This is a genomic window from Flavobacterium silvisoli (assembly GCF_004329815.1).
In the GTDB taxonomy this organism is placed as follows: Bacteria; Bacteroidota; Bacteroidia; order Flavobacteriales; family Flavobacteriaceae; genus Flavobacterium; species Flavobacterium silvisoli.
Genome location: NZ_SJPE01000010.1, coordinates 18176 through 37665, shown reverse-complemented (window position 1 = coordinate 37665; position 19490 = coordinate 18176). Strand labels below are relative to the sequence as shown.

General features: G+C 38.0%; 32 protein-coding genes. All 32 read left to right on the top strand.

Features of this window, described 5'->3' with window-relative positions; genetic code table 11:
• Nucleotides 1-2: 2 nt before the first annotated feature.
• The 32 genes from fusA to eno all read left to right on the top strand — a co-directional run bounded on the left by fusA (nt 3) and on the right by eno (nt 19286).
• On the top strand, nt 3-2159 hold the full coding sequence (fusA, locus tag EZL74_RS09110; RefSeq protein WP_131476299.1) for an elongation factor G: 2157 nt from the start codon (nt 3-5) through the stop codon (nt 2157-2159).
• An 11-nt stretch (nt 2160-2170) separates the two neighbouring features.
• Nucleotides 2171-2476 carry a 30S ribosomal protein S10 gene (gene rpsJ, locus EZL74_RS09105; protein WP_026710316.1) on the top strand — a complete coding sequence of 102 codons (306 nt, stop codon included), beginning with the start codon at nt 2171-2173 and terminating at the stop codon, nt 2474-2476.
• A gap of 99 nt (nt 2477-2575) precedes the next feature.
• Nucleotides 2576-3193: a 50S ribosomal protein L3 gene (rplC, locus tag EZL74_RS09100; RefSeq protein WP_131476298.1), complete on the top strand. Its 618-nt coding sequence runs from the start codon at nt 2576-2578 to the stop codon at nt 3191-3193.
• On the top strand, nt 3193-3822 hold the full coding sequence (gene rplD, locus EZL74_RS09095; protein ID WP_131476297.1) for a 50S ribosomal protein L4: 630 nt from the start codon (nt 3193-3195) through the stop codon (nt 3820-3822). Before rplC ends, rplD begins: the two co-directional genes overlap by 1 nt.
• Before the next feature lie 7 nt (nt 3823-3829).
• Entirely contained in the window at nt 3830-4120 is a 291-nt protein-coding gene (rplW, locus tag EZL74_RS09090; protein ID WP_131476296.1) for a 50S ribosomal protein L23, read from the top strand.
• A gap of 5 nt (nt 4121-4125) precedes the next feature.
• Nucleotides 4126-4950 carry a 50S ribosomal protein L2 gene (gene rplB, locus EZL74_RS09085; RefSeq protein ID WP_131476295.1) on the top strand — a complete coding sequence of 275 codons (825 nt, stop codon included), beginning with the start codon at nt 4126-4128 and terminating at the stop codon, nt 4948-4950.
• A 10-nt stretch (nt 4951-4960) separates the two neighbouring features.
• Nucleotides 4961-5239, top strand: a complete 279-nt coding sequence (gene rpsS, locus EZL74_RS09080; RefSeq protein ID WP_007136562.1) for a 30S ribosomal protein S19 — start codon at nt 4961-4963, stop codon at nt 5237-5239.
• A 6-nt stretch (nt 5240-5245) separates the two neighbouring features.
• Nucleotides 5246-5656, top strand: a complete 411-nt coding sequence (gene rplV, locus EZL74_RS09075) for a 50S ribosomal protein L22 (RefSeq protein WP_131476294.1) — start codon at nt 5246-5248, stop codon at nt 5654-5656.
• 8 nt (nt 5657-5664) lie between these two features.
• Nucleotides 5665-6411, top strand: a complete 747-nt coding sequence (rpsC, locus tag EZL74_RS09070; RefSeq protein ID WP_131476293.1) for a 30S ribosomal protein S3 — start codon at nt 5665-5667, stop codon at nt 6409-6411.
• 17 nt (nt 6412-6428) lie between these two features.
• A complete protein-coding gene (gene rplP, locus EZL74_RS09065; protein ID WP_131476292.1) occupies nt 6429-6854 on the top strand; it encodes a 50S ribosomal protein L16 in 426 nt (141 codons plus the stop codon).
• Between the two features lie 13 nt (nt 6855-6867).
• The gene (rpmC, locus tag EZL74_RS09060) at nt 6868-7059 is read left to right on the top strand and encodes a 50S ribosomal protein L29 (RefSeq protein WP_131476291.1); all 192 of its coding nucleotides are present in this window, start codon (nt 6868-6870) and stop codon (nt 7057-7059) included.
• Nucleotides 7060-7078: 19 nt separating this feature from the next.
• Nucleotides 7079-7336: a 30S ribosomal protein S17 gene (gene rpsQ / locus EZL74_RS09055; protein ID WP_131476290.1), complete on the top strand. Its 258-nt coding sequence runs from the start codon at nt 7079-7081 to the stop codon at nt 7334-7336.
• Between the two features lie 2 nt (nt 7337-7338).
• On the top strand, nt 7339-7707 hold the full coding sequence (rplN, locus tag EZL74_RS09050) for a 50S ribosomal protein L14 (RefSeq protein ID WP_007803649.1): 369 nt from the start codon (nt 7339-7341) through the stop codon (nt 7705-7707).
• An 11-nt stretch (nt 7708-7718) separates the two neighbouring features.
• On the top strand, nt 7719-8033 hold the full coding sequence (gene rplX, locus EZL74_RS09045) for a 50S ribosomal protein L24 (protein ID WP_131476289.1): 315 nt from the start codon (nt 7719-7721) through the stop codon (nt 8031-8033).
• A 2-nt stretch (nt 8034-8035) separates the two neighbouring features.
• Nucleotides 8036-8587: a 50S ribosomal protein L5 gene (gene rplE / locus EZL74_RS09040; protein ID WP_131476288.1), complete on the top strand. Its 552-nt coding sequence runs from the start codon at nt 8036-8038 to the stop codon at nt 8585-8587.
• Nucleotides 8588-8590: 3 nt separating this feature from the next.
• Nucleotides 8591-8860 (top strand): 30S ribosomal protein S14, encoded by a 270-nt coding sequence (gene rpsN, locus EZL74_RS09035; RefSeq protein WP_131476287.1) that lies wholly within the window; start codon nt 8591-8593, stop codon nt 8858-8860.
• A 141-nt stretch (nt 8861-9001) separates the two neighbouring features.
• Nucleotides 9002-9400, top strand: coding sequence for a 30S ribosomal protein S8 (rpsH, locus tag EZL74_RS09030; RefSeq protein ID WP_131476286.1), 399 nt, complete (start codon nt 9002-9004; stop codon nt 9398-9400).
• Between the two features lie 16 nt (nt 9401-9416).
• Nucleotides 9417-9959: a 50S ribosomal protein L6 gene (gene rplF, locus EZL74_RS09025; RefSeq protein ID WP_131476285.1), complete on the top strand. Its 543-nt coding sequence runs from the start codon at nt 9417-9419 to the stop codon at nt 9957-9959.
• Between the two features lie 11 nt (nt 9960-9970).
• Complete coding sequence (gene rplR, locus EZL74_RS09020; RefSeq protein WP_131476284.1) at nt 9971-10324, top strand: 50S ribosomal protein L18; 354 nt, start codon at nt 9971-9973, stop codon at nt 10322-10324.
• A 9-nt stretch (nt 10325-10333) separates the two neighbouring features.
• Entirely contained in the window at nt 10334-10858 is a 525-nt protein-coding gene (gene rpsE / locus EZL74_RS09015) for a 30S ribosomal protein S5 (RefSeq protein ID WP_131476283.1), read from the top strand.
• A 12-nt stretch (nt 10859-10870) separates the two neighbouring features.
• The gene (rpmD, locus tag EZL74_RS09010) at nt 10871-11053 is read left to right on the top strand and encodes a 50S ribosomal protein L30 (protein WP_131476282.1); all 183 of its coding nucleotides are present in this window, start codon (nt 10871-10873) and stop codon (nt 11051-11053) included.
• 12 nt (nt 11054-11065) lie between these two features.
• Nucleotides 11066-11518 (top strand): 50S ribosomal protein L15, encoded by a 453-nt coding sequence (gene rplO, locus EZL74_RS09005; protein ID WP_131476281.1) that lies wholly within the window; start codon nt 11066-11068, stop codon nt 11516-11518.
• Between the two features lie 11 nt (nt 11519-11529).
• Entirely contained in the window at nt 11530-12873 is a 1344-nt protein-coding gene (secY, locus tag EZL74_RS09000; RefSeq protein WP_131476280.1) for a preprotein translocase subunit SecY, read from the top strand.
• Between the two features lie 5 nt (nt 12874-12878).
• A complete protein-coding gene (gene infA, locus EZL74_RS08995; protein ID WP_026714631.1) occupies nt 12879-13094 on the top strand; it encodes a translation initiation factor IF-1 in 216 nt (71 codons plus the stop codon).
• A gap of 11 nt (nt 13095-13105) precedes the next feature.
• On the top strand, nt 13106-13222 hold the full coding sequence (gene ykgO / locus EZL74_RS08990) for a type B 50S ribosomal protein L36 (protein ID WP_002987490.1): 117 nt from the start codon (nt 13106-13108) through the stop codon (nt 13220-13222).
• Between the two features lie 2 nt (nt 13223-13224).
• Nucleotides 13225-13599: a 30S ribosomal protein S13 gene (gene rpsM / locus EZL74_RS08985; protein WP_131476279.1), complete on the top strand. Its 375-nt coding sequence runs from the start codon at nt 13225-13227 to the stop codon at nt 13597-13599.
• Nucleotides 13600-13607: 8 nt separating this feature from the next.
• The gene (rpsK, locus tag EZL74_RS08980) at nt 13608-13991 is read left to right on the top strand and encodes a 30S ribosomal protein S11 (protein WP_131476278.1); all 384 of its coding nucleotides are present in this window, start codon (nt 13608-13610) and stop codon (nt 13989-13991) included.
• A gap of 120 nt (nt 13992-14111) precedes the next feature.
• Nucleotides 14112-14717 carry a 30S ribosomal protein S4 gene (gene rpsD / locus EZL74_RS08975; RefSeq protein WP_131476277.1) on the top strand — a complete coding sequence of 202 codons (606 nt, stop codon included), beginning with the start codon at nt 14112-14114 and terminating at the stop codon, nt 14715-14717.
• Between the two features lie 22 nt (nt 14718-14739).
• Nucleotides 14740-15732, top strand: coding sequence for a DNA-directed RNA polymerase subunit alpha (locus EZL74_RS08970; RefSeq protein ID WP_131476276.1), 993 nt, complete (start codon nt 14740-14742; stop codon nt 15730-15732).
• A gap of 41 nt (nt 15733-15773) precedes the next feature.
• The gene (gene rplQ / locus EZL74_RS08965; RefSeq protein WP_131476275.1) at nt 15774-16358 is read left to right on the top strand and encodes a 50S ribosomal protein L17; all 585 of its coding nucleotides are present in this window, start codon (nt 15774-15776) and stop codon (nt 16356-16358) included.
• Between the two features lie 284 nt (nt 16359-16642).
• Nucleotides 16643-17764: a glutamine-hydrolyzing carbamoyl-phosphate synthase small subunit gene (gene carA, locus EZL74_RS08960; RefSeq protein WP_131476274.1), complete on the top strand. Its 1122-nt coding sequence runs from the start codon at nt 16643-16645 to the stop codon at nt 17762-17764.
• A 229-nt stretch (nt 17765-17993) separates the two neighbouring features.
• Complete coding sequence (eno, locus tag EZL74_RS08955; protein WP_131476273.1) at nt 17994-19286, top strand: phosphopyruvate hydratase; 1293 nt, start codon at nt 17994-17996, stop codon at nt 19284-19286.
• The last annotated feature ends 204 nt before the right edge of the window (nt 19287-19490 follow it).

Here is a 19490-nt window from a genome sequence, read left to right as displayed (position 1 = left end):
AAATGGCTAGAGATTTAAAATATACAAGAAATATAGGTATTGCGGCTCACATTGATGCTGGTAAAACAACCACAACAGAGCGTATCTTATTTTATACTGGTAAAACCCATAAAATTGGTGAGGTTCACGATGGTGCTTCAACAATGGACTGGATGGAGCAAGAAGCAGAAAGAGGTATTACTATTACTTCTGCGGCTACAACTTGTGAGTGGAATTTCCCAACTGTTCAAGGAAAAGCTATTCCTGAATCTAAGGCTTACCACTTCAACATCATCGATACTCCGGGACACGTTGACTTTACTGTAGAGGTAAACCGTTCATTGCGTGTTTTGGATGGTTTGGTATTCTTGTTTAGTGCGGTTGACGGTGTTGAACCTCAATCTGAAACCAACTGGAGATTGGCAGACCAATACCGAGTTCCTCGTATGGGATTCGTAAACAAAATGGACCGTCAGGGTTCTAACTTCTTGGCAGTTTGTCAACAAGTAAAAGATATGTTGAAATCTAATGCTGTTGCTATTACTTTACCAATCGGTGAGGAGCAAGATTTCAAAGGGGTAGTTGACTTAGTGAAAAATCAAGCTATCATTTGGCATGATGAAACTCAAGGGGCTACTTTTGATGTTGTTGACATTCCGGCTGATATGGTTGACGAAGTAAAAGAATATCGTTCTAAACTTATCGAAGAAATTGCTACTTACGATGAGAACTTGTTAGACAAGTACATGGAGGATGAAAATTCTATTACGGAAGAAGAAATCAACAAAGCTTTACGTGCTGCAACTATCGATATGGCTATTATTCCTATGTTGTGTGGGTCTTCATTCAAAAACAAAGGAGTTCAGTTTATGTTGGATGCTGTGTGTAAGTACTTGCCGTCTCCATTAGATAAAGAAGGTATCGAAGGTATTCATCCTGATGATAAAGATTTATTAGAGGAAGATCAAAAGAAAATTGTTCGTCGTCCTGACGTAAAAGAGCCTTTCGCTGCTTTAGCATTTAAGATTGCAACTGACCCTTATGTTGGTCGTTTGGCGTTCTTCCGTGCTTATTCAGGTCGTTTAGATGCCGGTTCTTATATCTTGAATACTCGTTCAGGAAACAAAGAAAGAATTTCTCGTATCTACCAAATGCACGCGAACAAACAAAATCCAATCGAGTACATCGAAGCTGGAGATATTGGAGCAGCAGTTGGATTTAAAGATATCAAAACCGGGGATACTATGTGTGATGAAAAACACCCAATTATCCTTGAATCAATGAAATTCCCTGATCCGGTAATCGGTATTGCTATTGAGCCTAAAACTAAAGCTGACGTTGATAAAATGGGTATGGCTTTGGCCAAATTGGCTGAAGAGGATCCAACGTTTACTGTTAGAACAGATGAGGCTTCAGGTCAAACGATTATCTCAGGTATGGGTGAGTTACACTTGGATATCTTAGTAGATCGTATGAAACGTGAATTCAAAGTAGAGGTTAACCAAGGCGAGCCTCAGGTTGAGTATAAAGAAGCGTTTACTAAAGCTGCACAACACAGAGAGGTTTATAAAAAACAATCGGGTGGACGTGGTAAATTTGGTGATATCGTATTCCGTTTAGAGCCTGCTGATTTAGTTGACGGTAAACCTTTCGTAGGATTACAGTTTGTTAATGAGGTAAAAGGAGGTAACGTACCTAAAGAATTTATTCCTGCTGTTGAAAAAGGATTTAAAGAAGCTATGAAAACAGGTCCTTTAGCAGGATATACTGTAGACAGTTTGAAAGTTACTTTATTAGACGGTTCTTACCACCCGGTAGATTCGGATGCTTTGTCTTTCGAATTAGCTGCTAAGATGGGATACAAGGAAGTAGCGAAAGCTGCAGGTGCTGTTATCCTTGAGCCAATCATGAAAATAGAAGTGATTACCCCTGAAGAAAACATGGGAGATATCGTTGGTGATTTGAACAGAAGAAGAGGACAAGTGAATGATATGGGTGACAGAAATGGAGCCAAAACAATCAAAGCTAACGTTCCATTATCTGAAATGTTTGGTTATGTAACTACGTTGAGAACATTGTCTTCGGGTAGAGCAACTTCTACAATGGAATTCTCTCACTACGAGCAAACTCCTGCAAACATTTCTGAGGAAGTAATCAAAAAAGCAAAAGGTAACGCTTAATTTTTATCAAGATGAGTCAAAAAATTAGAATAAAATTGAAATCTTACGATCACATGTTGGTTGATAAATCAGCTGAGAAAATCGTAAAAACTGTGAAAAGCACAGGTGCTGTTGTAACAGGTCCAATTCCGTTACCTACGCACAAAAAAATATTTACCGTATTGCGTTCTCCGCACGTGAACAAAAAAGCGAGAGAGCAGTTTGAGGTAAGTTCATACAAAAGATTGCTAGACATCTATAGTTCTTCTTCGAAAACTATCGATGCTTTAATGAAACTTGAATTGCCAAGTGGAGTTGAAGTAGAAATCAAAGTATAAGTATACAAATTTCTGAAATGAGTATCAGGAGTAGATTTATTTCTGATACTTATTTCTTTATTGAATTAGTAAAATAATAAACATTAAATAATTATTAATATGTCTGGGTTAATTGGAAAAAAAATCGGCATGACCAGTATTTTCGATGAGAACGGGAAAAACATTCCTTGTACGGTAATCGAAGCTGGCCCTTGTGTCGTTACCCAAGTCAGAACCAATGAGGTTGACGGGTATTCAGCTCTTCAACTTGGTTTCGATGACAAAGCAGAAAAACATGCTACTAAAGCTGACTTAGGTCACTTTAAAAAAGCCGGTACATCTGCTAAGAAAAAAGTCGTTGAATTCCAAGGATTTGAAGAAAATTACAAATTAGGTGATAACATCACTGTGGAAGTATTCAGCGAAGGAGAATTTGTTGATGTACAAGGTGTATCAAAAGGAAAAGGTTTCCAAGGGGTTGTTAAGCGTCACGGTTTTGGTGGAGTTGGACAATCTACACATGGTCAGCACAACCGTTTGAGAGCACCAGGTTCTGTAGGAGCATCTTCTTATCCATCACGTGTATTCAAAGGAATGCGTATGGCAGGAAGAATGGGAGGAGATAATGTAAAAGTTCAAAACCTTAGAGTTTTAAAAGTAGTGGCTGAAAAGAACCTACTTGTAGTTAAAGGAGCGATTCCTGGACACAAAAACTCTTACGTAATCATTCAGAAGTAATGGAAGTAAAAGTTTTAGATATCAACGGAAAAGATACTGGAAGAAAAGTACAGCTTTCGGATTCAGTATTCGGCATTGAGCCAAATAATCACGCAGTATATCTTGATGTTAAGCAATACTTAGCCAATCAAAGACAAGGAACTCACAAAGCTAAAGAAAGAGCTGAAGTAGCAGGTTCTACGCGTAAGATTAAAAAACAAAAAGGAACAGGTACTGCACGTGCAGGATCAAAAAAGAGTCCATTGTTCAAAGGTGGAGGAACAGTTTTCGGGCCAAGACCAAGAAGCTACTCTTTCAAATTGAACAAAACTGTAAAAAGATTAGCTCGTAAATCGGCCTTCTCTTTAAAAGTAAAAGAATCAAATTTAGTAGTTGTTGAAGACTTTAATTTTGATACACCAAGCACCAAAAATTTCATTAACGTTTTGAAAGCTTTAGGGTTAGAAAACAAAAAATCTTTGTTCGTGTTGGGTGATTCAAATAAAAATGTATATTTGTCCTCACGCAATTTAAAAGCGTCTAGCGTTGTAACTAATTCAGAGTTAAGCACTTACGAAATTTTAAATGCTAATAATTTAGTTCTTTTAGAGGGTTCTTTAGAAGGAATTGAAGAAAATTTAAGCAAATAATTAGACCATGAGTATCATAATTAAGCCTATCATCACTGAAAAAATCACCAAAGAAGGTGAGGTTTTCAATCGTTTTGGTTTTGTTGTTGACAAAAAAGCAAACAAAGTTCAGATTAAGAAAGCGGTAGAAGCTGCTTACGGAATTTCGGTTGTTGAAGTTAACACGATGAACTATAGAGCTGATAGAACTACTAAGTATACAAAAAGTGGTTTGATTAGCGGAAAAACAAATGCTTACAAAAAAGCAATTGTACAAGTAAAAGAGGGAGAAACAATAGATTTTTACAATAATATCTAATAACAATGTCAGTTAGAAAATTAAAACCTATTACCCCGGGTCAGCGTTTTAGAGTTGTGAATGGTTTTGACGCCATTACGACTGATAAGCCGGAGCGCTCTTTGTTAGCACCGATAAAAAACTCAGGAGGTAGAAATAGTCAAGGAAAAATGACCATGCGTTATACAGGCGGTGGTCACAAACAAAGGTATCGTATTATTGATTTCAAAAGAACAAAAGTGGGAATTCCTGCTACTGTGAAATCAATCGAGTACGATCCAAACAGAACAGCTTTTATCGCGTTATTGTGGTATGCAGATGGTGAGAAAACATATATTGTTGCTCAAAACGGATTGCAAGTAGGACAGACTGTAGTGTCTGGAGAAGAAGCAGCACCTGAAATCGGAAACACTTTGCCGTTGAGCAAAATTCCGTTGGGAACTGTAATTTCTTGTATCGAATTGCGTCCTGGACAAGGAGCTGTTATTGCTCGTTCTGCCGGAACATTTGCTCAATTAATGGCGAGAGACGGAAAATATGCTACTATTAAGATGCCTTCAGGTGAAACAAGATTAATCTTGTTGACGTGTTCGGCAACCATCGGAGCAGTTTCTAACTCTGACCACCAATTGATTGTGTCTGGTAAAGCAGGTAGAAGCAGATGGTTAGGTAGAAGACCAAGAACAAGAGCTGTAGCGATGAACCCGGTTGATCACCCAATGGGAGGTGGTGAAGGACGTTCATCAGGAGGTCACCCACGTTCTAGAAAAGGTCTACCGGCTAAAGGTTACAGAACTCGTTCTAAAGTTAACCCGAGCAACAAGTATATTGTAGAACGCAGAAAGAAATAATTAGATAGACATGGCACGTTCATTAAAAAAAGGACCTTTTGTTCACTATAAGTTAGATAAAAAAGTTCAGGAAAATATTGCCGGCGGTAACAAAGGTGTGGTTAAGACTTGGTCTAGAGCCTCAATGATTACTCCGGATTTCGTTGGACAAACTATCGCAGTTCACAATGGTCGTCAGTTTGTTCCGGTTTATGTAACTGAGAACATGGTAGGACACAAATTAGGAGAGTTTTCACCAACAAGATCTTTTAGAGGTCATGCTGGAGCAAAAAATAAAGGTAAAAAATAAGAAGCAATGGGAGTTCGTAAAAGAGAAACTGCAGACGCAAGAAAAGAGGCTAACAAGTCTATCGCATTTGCTAAATTAAACAATTGCCCTACTTCACCTAGAAAAATGCGCTTAGTAGCAGACTTGGTAAGAGGTCAGAAAGTGGAAAGAGCTTTGAATATTTTAAGATTCAGCTCAAAAGAAGCTTCACGTAAATTAGAAAAATTATTATTATCAGCTATCAATAACTGGGAACAGAAAAATACTGAGGGTAATGTAGCGGAAGCAGGCTTATTTGTTAAAGAAATCCGTGTAGACGGCGGTATGATGTTGAAAAGACTTCGTCCGGCTCCGCAAGGAAGAGCACACAGAATTAGAAAACGTTCGAACCACGTAACTATCGTGTTAGGACAATTAGATAACACACAAAGTAATTAATAAACAGTATGGGACAAAAGACAAATCCAATTGGAAATCGCCTTGGTATCATCAGAGGATGGGATTCAAACTGGTATGGTGGAAATGATTACGGTGACAAAATCGCCGAAGATTATAAAATCAGAAAGTACATCCATGCTCGTTTATCAAAAGCTAGTGTGTCAAAAGTAATCATCGAGAGAACTTTGAAACTTGTAACCGTTACTATCACTACCGCAAGACCTGGTATCATTATCGGAAAAGGCGGTCAAGAGGTAGACAAGTTAAAAGAAGAACTTAAGAAAGTTACTGACAAAGAGGTTCAAATCAACATCTTTGAAATCAAAAGACCTGAGTTAGATGCTTATTTAGTTGCAACAAGTATCGCTCGTCAAATTGAAAGCCGTATTTCATACAGAAGAGCTATTAAAATGGCTATCGCTGCAGCAATGCGTATGAATGCTGAGGGAATCAAAGTTTTGATTTCAGGTCGTTTGAACGGAGCTGAAATGGCACGTTCAGAGCAATTCAAAGAAGGAAGAATTCCTCTATCAACTTTCAGAGCCGATATTGACTATGCTTTAGGTGAAGCTCATACTACTTACGGTAGAATGGGTATCAAAGTATGGATCATGAAAGGTGAGGTGTATGGAAAAAGAGATCTTTCTCCACTTGTAGGTATGGATAAAAAACAAGCCGGTCAAGGTGGCGGAAAAAGTGATGCTCCACGTGGTGGAAAATCAAACGGAAAACCAGGCCCTCGTAAAAGAAAGTAATTTTAAACTAAAGAAAAATGTTACAGCCTAAAAGAACAAAATACCGTAAGGTACAGAAGGGTAGAATGAAAGGTGTTTCTCAAAGAGGACACGAGCTTTCTAATGGAATGTTTGGAATTAAATCAGTACATGAAACAGGAATGTTCTTAACTTCACGTCAAATTGAAGCTGCGCGTATCGCTGCAACTCGTTTTATGAAAAGAGAAGGACAGTTATGGATTAAAATTTTCCCGGATAAACCAATTACCAAAAAGCCTCTTGAGGTACGTATGGGTAAAGGAAAAGGAGCCGTTGAATACTGGGCTGCTGTGGTGAAACCAGGAAAAATCATGTTTGAAGTAGGTGGTGTTCCGCTATCTGTTGCTAAAGAAGCTTTGCGTTTGGCAGCACAAAAACTTCCAGTTAAAACTAAGTTTGTAGTTGCTAGAGATTTCGAAGCATAATCAAAGAAATATTATGAAACAATCAGAAATTATCAATCTATCTGCAGCTGAGTTGCAAGTAAAACTTACTGAGTTGAGAAAAGCTTACATGGATTTAAAATCTGCACACGCTATTTCTCCAATTGCCAATCCACTTCAAATCAGAAGTGCCAGAAGAGCTGTTGCTAGAGTAGCAACTGAGCTAACTAAAAGAGAGTTACAATAATTGTATGCTAGCTGAAAAGATGGAAAAAAGAAATTTAAGAAAAGAAAGAATTGGTGTTGTTACGTCAAACAAAATGGACAAGTCTATTGTTGTGGCTCAAGTAACCAGAGTAAAACACCCATTATATGGTAAGTTCGTGTTAAAAACTAAAAAGTTTCATGCACACGACGAAACAAACGACTGTAACATTGGTGATACGGTAAGGATTATGGAAACAAGACCTTTATCAAAAACTAAATGTTGGAGATTAGTTGAAATCATTGAAAGAGCGAAATAGTTATGGTACAACAGGAATCAAGATTAAAAGTAGCAGATAACACAGGAGCCAAAGAAGTTTTGACTATCCGTGTTTTAGGAGGAACGAAACGTCGTTATGCCTCTGTTGGAGATAAAATTGTAGTGTCAATCAAAGATGCAACACCAAACGGAAACGTGAAAAAAGGTGCTGTTTCTACTGCAGTTGTTGTACGTACCAAAAAAGAAGTGAGAAGAGCCGATGGTTCTTATATCCGTTTTGATGACAATGCTTGTGTTCTTTTGAATGCAGCAGGTGAGATGAGAGGAACTCGTGTTTTTGGTCCGGTTGCCAGAGAACTTCGTGAAAAACAATTCATGAAAATTGTATCATTAGCACCAGAAGTGCTTTAATTCATAGTAAGATGATAAAGCTAAAAATAAAATCAGGAGACGTAGTAAAAGTTATCGCTGGTGACCACAAAGGTTCAGAAGGTAAAGTTTTGCGCGTTGACCGTGAAAAAAACAAAGCTGTCGTTGAAGGTGTAAACTTGGTTTCAAAACACACTAAACCAAGTGCTAAAAACCCTCAGGGAGGAATTGTTAAGAAAGAAGCTCCTATTCATATTTCTAACTTGTCTTTAATTGATCCAAAATCAAAAAAAGCTACTAAAGTTGGAATCAAAGTAGAAGGAGATAAGAAAGTGAGATTTTCAAAAAAATCTAATCAAGTATTATAGTTATGGCTTATACACCTAGACTTAAGCAAGAATATAAGGACAGAGTAATTGCTGCCCTTAAAGAAGAATTCGGTTATAAAAACGTAATGCAAGTTCCTAAATTGGAGAAAATCGTTTTAAGCCGCGGAGTTGGAGCAGCAGTATCTGATAAAAAACTTATTGACTATGCGGTTGATGAGTTGACAAAGATTACTGGACAAAAAGCAGTATCTACAATCTCTAAAAAAGACGTTGCATCGTTCAAATTGAGAAAAGGTATGCCGATTGGAGCTAAAGTAACTCTTAGAGGAGAAAGAATGTATGAATTCTTAGATAGATTGATTACATCATCTTTGCCACGTGTAAGAGATTTTAACGGTATCAAAGCTACTGGTTTTGACGGAAGAGGTAATTACAACTTGGGTGTTACTGAACAAATCATTTTCCCTGAAATTGATATTGATAAAGTAAACAAAATTGCAGGTTTGGACATTACATTCGTTACAACGGCAAAAACAGATAAAGAAGCAAAGTCATTATTGGCTGAATTAGGTTTACCTTTTAAAAAGAATTAAGACATGGCTAAAGAATCAATGAAAGCCCGTGAGGTGAAAAGAGCTAACACAGTAGCAAAGTACGCTGAGAAAAGAAAAGCTTTATTAGAAGCCGGAGATTACGAAGGGTTACAAAAACTACCAAAAAATGCTTCTCCAGTTCGTATGCACAACCGTTGTAAATTAACAGGAAGACCAAGAGGATATATGAGACAATTTGGTATTTCACGTGTTACTTTTCGTGAAATGGCAAACCAAGGATTGATCCCGGGAGTAAAAAAAGCCAGCTGGTAATAGTTGGAATTTCAGCAGATAATTGTACATTTGCCGGATTTTTGCCGGGAACGTGCAATTCTCTGCTGTTAAAATAGTGTTTAATGGCTTCAGGTTCAAAGAGATAGTCTTTTTGAAAACCGTTGCCACAATTTAATAAATATGTATACAGATCCAATTGCAGATTATCTTACGAGAGTTAGAAATGCAGTGATGGCTAACCACAAAGTGGTAGAAATCCCAGCTTCTAACCTTAAAAAAGAGATCACAAAGATTTTATTCGATCAAGGATATATCTTGAGTTACAAATTTGATGACAGTACTGTACAAGGTACCATCAAAATCGCTTTGAAGTATGACAAAGATACCAAAGAGCCGGTAATTAAAGATATCCAAAGAATTAGTAAACCAGGTTTACGTAAATATGCAGGTGCTGCAAAACTACCTAGAATCCTTAACGGATTAGGAATTGCTATTGTTTCCACTTCAAAAGGTTTGATGACCGGAAAACAAGCTAAGCAATTGAATGTTGGTGGAGAAGTAATTTGTTACGTATACTAAAAAAAACAGTTAAACAATGTCAAGAATAGGTAAAAACCCAATTTCGATTCCTGCAGGTGTAACTGTTGAAGTAAACGATACTACAGTTACTGTAAAAGGAAAATTAGGTCAACTTTCTCAGGATTACTCAAACGTAACCGTAAAAGTTGAAGAAGGTCAAATCTTAGTTGAAAGATCTTCTGATAGCAAAGAGCACAGAGCTCAGCACGGATTGTATAGAGCATTAATCAGCAATATGGTGGTTGGTGTTTCTGAAGGATTCACAAAAGAATTAGAATTGGTTGGGGTAGGTTACAGAGCTTCAAACCAAGGACAAAAATTAGACTTAGCATTAGGTTTTTCTCACAATATTGTTTTAGAAGTTGCTCCTGAAGTAAAATTAGAAACAATCTCTGAGAAAGGTAAAAACCCAATCGTAAAGTTAACATCTCATGACAAACAACTGGTAGGTCAAATTGCTGCGAAAATCAGAGGTTTCCGTAAACCTGAACCTTACAAAGGAAAAGGAGTTAAGTTTGTTGGTGAAGTATTAAGAAGAAAAGCAGGTAAATCAGCGTAAAAATTAGCATTATGTCATTAACAAAAACTGAAAGAAGACAAAGAATTAAATTCAGAATCAGAAAGATTGTTAGCGGTACTGCTGCTAAACCAAGATTATCTGTATTCAGAAGTAATAAGGAAATCTATGCACAATTCATTGATGATGTGAATGGAGTTACTTTATTGGCTGCTTCATCAAAAGATAAAGGAGTAGATTTAAAAGGTACAAACGTTGAAATCGCTACAGCTGTTGGAAAATTGGCTGCTGAAAAAGCGTTAAAAGCCGGTATTACAGAAGTAACTTTCGACAGAGGAGGTTATTTATATCACGGTCGTATTAAATCATTAGCGGAAGGCGCAAGAGCGGCCGGACTTAAATTCTAAGAAATTATTATGTATAACGGATATAAAAACGTAGAAATAGTAAAACCTAGTGGTCTTGAATTGAAAGATCGTTTGGTTAGTGTGAATCGTGTTACCAAAGTAACAAAAGGAGGTAGAGCTTTCGGCTTTTCTGCTATTGTTGTGGTAGGTGATGAAAACGGTGTTGTTGGACATGGTTTAGGAAAATCTAAAGACGTTTCTGAAGCTATTGCAAAAGCAGTAGAGGATGCAAAGAAAAACTTGGTTAGAATTCCTTTGAGTGGTCAGTCAGTACCTCACGAACAAAAAGGGAAATTTGGTGGAGCAGCGGTATACTTAATGCCAGCTTCTCACGGTACGGGAGTAATTGCTGGTGGAGCTGTTCGTGCAGTTCTTGAATCAGTGGGTATTCACGATGTATTGTCAAAATCACAAGGTTCATCAAACCCTCACAACGTGGTAAAAGCAACTTTTGATGCTTTATTACAAATGAGAAGTGCCGCTACTGTTGCTAAGCAAAGAGGTATTTCTTTAGAGAAAGTTTTTAAAGGTTAATTCAAGGAAATTATGGCTAAATTATTAGTAAAACAAGTTAGAAGCAAAATCAACTGTCCTCTTACACAAAAGAGAGGATTGGAAGCTTTAGGTCTTCGTAGAATGGGACAAGTTGTGGAGCATGATTCAAATCCAGCTATCCTTGGAATGATAAATAAAGTTAAACACTTAGTTTCCGTAGAGGAAGTTAAATAACAAATCATAGTTATGAATTTAAGTAACTTACAACCTGCTGAAGGTTCTACACACAATCAAAATAAAAGATTAGGTAGAGGAGAAGGTTCCGGTAAAGGTGGTACTGCTGCACGTGGTCACAAAGGAGCTAAGTCTCGTTCTGGTTATTCAAAAAAGATTGGTTTTGAAGGAGGGCAAATGCCACTTCAAAGACGTGTGCCTAAGTTTGGTTTCAAAAACGTTAATCGTATAGAGTATCAAGGGGTAAATCTAGACGCACTTCAATTGTTGGTAGATAACGGAATTGTTACTGATACTGTAGATTTTGCAGTGTTGGTTGAAAACCGTTTGGCTACTAAAAATGAAGTAGTTAAAATTCTTGGTAGAGGCGAATTGAAAGCAAAATTAAAAGTAACTGCTCACAAATTTACCGCAACTGCTAAAGCAGCTATCGAAGCGGCTGGTGGAGAAGCTGTAACCCTATAATTTCTATAACAATGAAGAAATTTTTTGAATCATTAAGTAATGTTTGGAAAATAGAGGAACTAAAAAATAGAATCCTAGTTACACTCGGTCTATTGTTAGTTTACAGATTTGGTGCGCATGTAACGCTACCGGGTATAGATGCTACGCAATTGCATAGCTTGGCAGGTCAAACAGAAAAAGGTATTGGATCAATACTGGATATGTTTACCGGTGGAGCTTTCTCAAAGGCGTCAGTATTTGCACTAGGTATCATGCCGTACATTTCTGCTTCAATTGTTGTTCAGTTAATGGGTATCGCTATTCCTTACTTGCAAAAATTGCAAAAGGACGGTGAGAGCGGAAGAAAAAAATTGAATCAAATTACCCGATGGTTGACTATCGCCATCACTCTTGTTCAAGGTCCTGGTTACATCTATAACCTTTACAGAACATTACCGGGTAATGCTTTCCTTTTAGGATTTGATTCATTTTCATTCTTATTCTCTTCTGTTCTGATTCTTACTACGGGTACTATTTTCGCCATGTGGTTGGGAGAAAAAATTACGGATAAAGGAATTGGTAACGGTATTTCACTATTGATCATGGTGGGTATCTTAGCCCGTTTACCACAAGCATTGTTTCAAGAATTTACTTCAAGAATTACAAACAATAACGGAGGTCCAATGGTATTGGTTTTCGAAATCATTGTTTGGTTATTAGTAATTATAGCTTGTGTATTATTGGTGATGGCAGTTAGAAAGATTCCGGTACAATACGCACGTCGTACTACAACTGGTGATTTCGAACAAGACATGCTTGGCGGAAACAGACAATGGATTCCATTGAAACTAAACTCTGCAGGTGTAATGCCAATCATTTTTGCTCAGGCAATTATGTTTATCCCGGCAGCTGTAGCCGGACTTTCAAAATCTGAAACGTCTCAGTCTATAGCAGGTACCTTCAGTAACATGTTTGGTTTTTGGTACAACTTTGTTTTTGCAGCGTTAATTTTAATATTTACGTTCTTTTATACTGCAATCACAGTTCCAACAAATAAAATGGCCGATGATTTAAAAAGAAGTGGTGGATTTATTCCGGGTATTAAACCAGGTATTGAAACTGCAGATTTCTTAGATAAAATCATGTCTCTTATAACATTCCCAGGTTCATTGTTTCTGGCGTTAATTGCTGTGTTCCCAGCGATTGTTGTTAGTGCAGATGTTCAACAATCATGGGCTATGTTCTATGGCGGTACTTCATTGATCATTATGGTTGGTGTAGCTATCGATACTATTCAACAAATAAATTCTTATTTATTGAATAAACACTATGACGGATTGATGAAAAGTGGTAAAAATAGAAAAGCAGTAGCTTAATTTTTATGGCAAAACAATCAGCAATAGAACAAGACGGATCAATCATCGAAGCATTATCAAATGCTATGTTCCGTGTAGAATTAGAAAACGGACACGTTGTAATCGCTCATATTTCAGGAAAAATGCGTATGCATTACATCAAATTGTTACCTGGTGACAAAGTGAAGTTGGAAATGAGTCCTTACGATTTGTCAAAAGCAAGAATTACATATAGATACTAAAGCTAGTAAAAATGAAAGTAAGAGCATCAGTTAAGAAAAGAAGTGCCGAGTGCATCATTGTACGCAGAAAAGGCAGATTATACGTAATCAACAAAAAGAATCCTAGATTTAAACAAAGACAAGGATAATTATGGCAAGAATAGCAGGGGTAGATATCCCAAAAAACAAAAGAGGAGTTATCGCTTTAACCTATATCTTCGGAATTGGTAAAAGTAGAGCAATTGAGATTTTAGATAAAGCTCAAGTTAGCCACGATAAAAAAGTTCAAGATTGGAATGACGACGAAATCGGAGCAATCCGTGATGCCGTTTCATATTACAAAATTGAAGGTGAGCTTCGTTCAGAAGTTTCATTACACATCAAACGTTTAATGGACATTGGATGTTATAGAGGTATCCGTCACAGATCTGGTCTTCCGTTAAGAGGACAAAGAACTAAGAACAACTCTAGAACAAGAAAAGGTAAAAGAAAAACTGTTGCTAACAAGAAAAAAGCAACTAAATAATAAGTAATATGGCTAAAGCGACCACAAAAAAACGTAAAGTTATCGTTGAATCAACGGGAGAAGCGCATATTAATGCAACTTTTAACAACATCATCATTTCGTTAACTAACAAAAAAGGTGAAGTTATTTCTTGGTCTTCAGCTGGTAAAATGGGCTTCAGAGGTTCTAAAAAGAACACTCCGTATGCAGCTCAAATGGCAGCAGAGGATTGCGGAAAAGTAGCATTAGAAGCTGGACTTAAAAAAGTAAAAGTGTATGTAAAAGGACCAGGTAACGGACGTGAGTCTGCTATCAGATCAATTCACAACTCAGGAATTGAAGTAACTGAAATCATAGACGTTACTCCAATGCCGCACAACGGATGTCGTCCTCCTAAAAGACGTAGAGTATAATTTTTTACTGAAATCATTTCAGTATCAGTTATAAAATAATTTAGTATAACTCAAGATTGACCGAAAGATTATCGAAGGATGTGACCTGAATTCATAATCTCAATCTTAAAACAATTTAAAATGGCAAGATATACTGGTCCACAAACAAAAATTGCTCGTAAATTCGGCGAAGCAATCTTCGGAGATGACAAAGCCTTCGAAAAAAGAAATTACCCACCCGGACAACACGGGATGGCTAAAAAAAGAGGTAAAAAATCTGAATATGCTGTTCAGTTAATGGAAAAGCAAAAAGCTAAATATACTTACGGTATTTTAGAAAAACAATTCAGAAACCTATTTGAAAAAGCAGCAGCTTCTAAAGGTGTAACAGGTGAAATCTTGTTACAATTATGTGAAGCTCGTTTAGATAACGTAGTATACAGAATGGGAATTGCACCTTCAAGAAGAGCGGCAAGACAAATCGTTTCTCACCGTCACATCACTGTGAACGGAGAAGTGGTTAACATCCCTTCGTATCATTTAAAAGCCGGTGACAAAGTTGCTGTTCGTGAAAAATCTAAATCTGTTGAAGCTATCGAGCGTTCTTTAGCCAATTCTAATCATGTATATGAGTGGATTACTTGGAACAACGATACTAAAGAGGGAACCTTTGTATCTGTACCGCAAAGACTTCAGATCCCTGAAAACATCAAAGAACAATTAATCGTAGAGTTGTACAACAAATAATAATTGACAGTAAGTCTAAATTATGGCAATATTTAATTTTCAGAAGCCCGATAAAGTTATCATGATCGATTCAACCGATTTTGAAGGTAAGTTTGAATTCAGACCTTTAGAACCGGGTTACGGATTGACCGTTGGTAATGCACTTAGAAGAGTTTTACTTTCTGCGTTAGAAGGTTATGCCATCACTTCGGTTCGTATCGAAGGGGTAGAGCATGAGTTTTCTACTATTTCTGGTGTAGTTGAGGATGTTACTGAAATTATCTTGAATCTTAAACAAGTGCGTTTCAAACGTCAGATTGAAGATGTAGATAATGAAACAGTTTCCATTTCTATCTCAGGAAAAGACCAAATTACTGCTGGTGATTTTCAAAAATTCATCTCCGGTTTCCAGGTGCTAAACCCGGAATTGGTTATCTGCAACTTAGACAGTAAAGTGAATCTGAACATGGAATTAACCATCGAGAAAGGTCGTGGTTATGTTCCTGCAGAAGAGAACAAAAAACAAAACGCAGCCATCGGTACTATATTTACAGACTCTATTTTTACTCCGGTAAAAAATGTGAAATATGCCATTGAAAACTTCCGTGTGGAGCAAAAAACCGATTACGAAAAATTAGTTTTCGAAATCAAAACGGACGGTTCAATCAATCCGAAAGACGCTCTGACTGAAGCTGCCAAAGTTTTAATTCACCACTTCATGTTATTCTCTGATGAGAGAATTACCTTAGAGGCTGACGAAATCGCTCAAACAGAATCTTACGACGAAGAATCATTACACATGAGACAACTGTTGAAAACCAAATTGGTTGACATGGACTTGTCTGTAAGAGCTCTTAACTGTTTGAAAGCAGCCGAAGTTGATACACTCGGAGATCTTGTATCTTTCAACAAAAACGACTTAATGAAATTCCGTAACTTCGGTAAAAAATCGTTGACAGAGTTAGACGAGTTGGTTGCCAACAAAAATCTGACATTCGGAATGGATTTGAGTAAATATAAACTAGATAAAGAATAATCTGATCTCTTCAACGGGATAAGATTAAATTTCATAAAGCAATGAGACACGGAAAAAAAATTAATCATTTAAGCAGACAGACTGGACATAGAAAATCTATGTTGGCTAATATGGCTTGCTCTCTTATCGAGCACAAGCGTATTATCACCACTGTTGCTAAAGCTAAAGCGCTTAAACAATTCGTTGAGCCATTAGTAACCAAATCAAAAGAGGATACTACACACAACCGTCGTGTGGTTTTCGCATACATCAGAAACAAATATGCTGTAACTGAATTATTCAGAGAAGTTGCCGCTAAAGTAGGTGACCGTCCGGGAGGATACACCCGTATCATCAAAATGGGTAACCGTTTGGGAGATAACGCTGATATGTGTATGATTGAGTTGGTTGACTTCAACGAACTATACAACGGAGGTAAAAAAGAAGAGAAAAAAGCGAAAAGCCGTCGTGGTGGAAAAGCTAAAAAATCTGAAGATACTGCAGCGAAACCAGCAGTTGAAGCAGCTCCGACCCCAGTGGTGGAAGAAGTTGTTGAAACTCCTGCAGCTGAAGTTGCTGAAGCACCGGCAGTTGAAGAAACTCCTGAAGCTCCGGCAGATGAAGAAACTAAACAAGACGAAGCATAATGAATGCAGACGCTTAAATATAAAGGATAAACAGTTTTGTTTATCCTTTTTTTTTTGGACTCAACCGAACGGATTTCAAGTTTTGAAGCGAATGGTTCGTGCACTGTCTCAAATCCATATTCCCGCTGTCTGGGTTACACGGTAACTCATCCCATCGGGGCTAAAAAAGGAATCAAACGGAATGTTTATAAACTTTGATAAATCAATTTTATAATCCGTCAACAATAAATTATTTTTGCTCAACAATACAAACAACACTAAACTTACAACACACAACTAACAACATGAAATACACCACACGACCACAAGCCTTCTTACTACTGGCCGACGGCACAGTTTTCTACGGAAAATCGATTGGCCTTTCCGGAAAAACCTTCGGCGAAGTTTGCTTCAATACCGGTATGACCGGTTATCAGGAAATCTTCACCGATCCGTCTTATTTCGGACAAATCATGGTGGCCACTAATCCCCACATTGGAAACTACGGTGTCAATGCCGACGAAGTAGAATCCGGAAAAATCATGATTTCCGGACTGGTATGCAAAAACTTCAGCTTCAACCATTCGCGTCCCAACTCAGAAAGTAACCTGTACGACTATTTCGAACAACAAAACCTGATTTGCATATCCGATGTAGATACCCGTGCTTTAGTGAGTTATATTCGTGATAACGGCGCCCAAAATGCAGTTATCTGTACCGATGGTACTCCGATAGAAGAATTAAAAAGTCAATTGACTCAGGTTCCCGATATGAAAGGATTGGAACTGGCCTCAACCGTATCGGTAACTGAACCGTATTATTTTGGGAATGAGCAGGCAACTTACAAGATTGCGGCACTTGACCTGGGTATCAAAAGAAACATTCTGAGAAATTTGGCTCAGAGGGATTGTTATATAAAAGTCTTTCCTTACGATACACCTTTCGAAAGCCTGCAAGCGTTTAATCCGGATGGCTACTTTTTGTCTAACGGCCCCGGCGATCCAGAACCACTGGAGCAGGTCATACAAACTGCCAAAGCGATGATTGCCTCTGACAAGCCGGTTTTTGGTATCTGTTTAGGACATCAGATTATTGGTTTGGCCAACGGAATTTCTACCTACAAGATGTTTAACGGTCATCGAGGGATTAATCATCCGGTAATGAACGTATTGACAGGTAAAGGCGAAATCACTTCGCAAAACCACGGATTTGCCGTAAACAGAGAAGAACTGGAAAAACACCCTGACTTGGAAATTACCCATTATCACATCAATGACAATACCGTGGCGGGTATGCGTATGAAATCGAAGTCGTGTTTCTCGGTGCAGTACCACCCCGAAGCCAGTCCCGGTCCGCATGATGCCTCCTATTTGTTTGATGAGTTTGTAGCCAATATCAAAAAAGCCAAAAGCTTGCAAGAGGTATAAGGTTTCTCTTTTAGCCCCGGTTGCAGCAACTACCGTGTAGTGCGGAAAACGGGAATAAGGACAACTGACACGGCCAAACCATTCGCTCTTGACGACTAAATCGTTTGCGTTAATAACATTCAACAGAATTAATAGGCAGTTGGTATAACTTAAATATATTTGTAGTTCAAAAATTATAATCAGTAACAGCCGTTCGTTACGTTCGGGTCAACTTTTAAAATAAGAAATAATGAGTATTATCATCAAAGTACATGCAAGACAAATCCTTGATTCGAGAGGAAATCCAACCATTGAAGTAGATGTAGTAACCGAGAACGGTGTTCTGGGCCGTGCGGCTGTGCCAAGTGGAGCATCAACCGGCGAACATGAAGCGGTAGAGCTGAGAGACGGAGGCAAAGCCTACATGGGTAAAGGGGTGTTAAAAGCAGTAAAAAATGTAAACGAAAATATTGCTCCTGAACTATTGGGGGTTTCTGTTTTTGAACAAAATCATATCGACCAATTGATGATAGAATTGGACGCTACGCCCAACAAATCTAATCTTGGTGCCAATGCTATTTTGGGTGTTTCTTTGGCGGTTGCCAAAGCTGCGGCTAATGAATTGGGCTTGCCGTTATACCGTTATGTTGGGGGTGTTTCTGCCCACACTTTGCCGGTGCCTATGATGAATATCATTAACGGAGGTTCACATTCGGATGCGCCCATTGCGTTTCAGGAATTTATGATTATGCCGGTCAAATCCAAAAACTTTACGCACGCCATGCAAATGGGAACCGAAATTTTCCACAACCTGAAAAAGGTGTTGCACGACAGAAATCTCTCTACTGCGGTAGGCGATGAAGGTGGTTTTGCACCAAATTTGGCAGGAGGAACCGAAGATGCTTTAGATACTATCAAAAAAGCGGTAGAAAATGCCGGTTATAAATTTGGTGACGAAGTAATGATTGCATTAGACTGTGCGGCTTCTGAGTTTTATACTGACGGTAAATACGATTATACCAAATTTGAAGGCGCATCAGGAAAAGTTAGAACCTCTAAAGAACAAGCGGAGTATTTAGCCAATTTAGCAGCCAATTATCCTATCATTTCTATAGAAGACGGAATGCAGGAAAATGACTGGGAAGGCTGGGCATACTTAACCGAACTGATTGGAGACAAAGTACAATTAGTAGGCGACGATTTATTTGTGACCAATGTAGAAAGATTGTCAACCGGAATTGAGAAGGGCATCGCCAATTCGATTTTGGTAAAAGTAAATCAAATTGGAACTTTAACCGAAACCATTGCTGCGGTTAACATGGCGCACAATGCCGGGTATACTTCGGTAATGTCCCACCGTTCGGGAGAAACGGAAGACAACACGATTGCCGATTTAGCGGTGGCCTTGAACTGTGGTCAAATCAAAACCGGTTCCGCTTCACGTTCGGATCGTATGGCCAAATACAATCAATTATTACGCATAGAAGAGGAGCTGGGCGATACCGCATACTTCCCTGGCTTGAGAGCATTTAAGCAGAAGTAATTCTTGTAAAAATATTTAGTAAAAACACCTGACAGTTTTCCAAAACCTGTCAGGTGTTTTTTTATTAGTCTATTTGTGGCAACCGGTAAGCATGTATTCAAGAAATACAAGTTACTCCAGTATTCCGTATATTTTAAAATAAAACAATTCGGGTTGCTACTGTAATGAGTGCATTTTAAAATAAAACAATGCGGGTTGCTACTG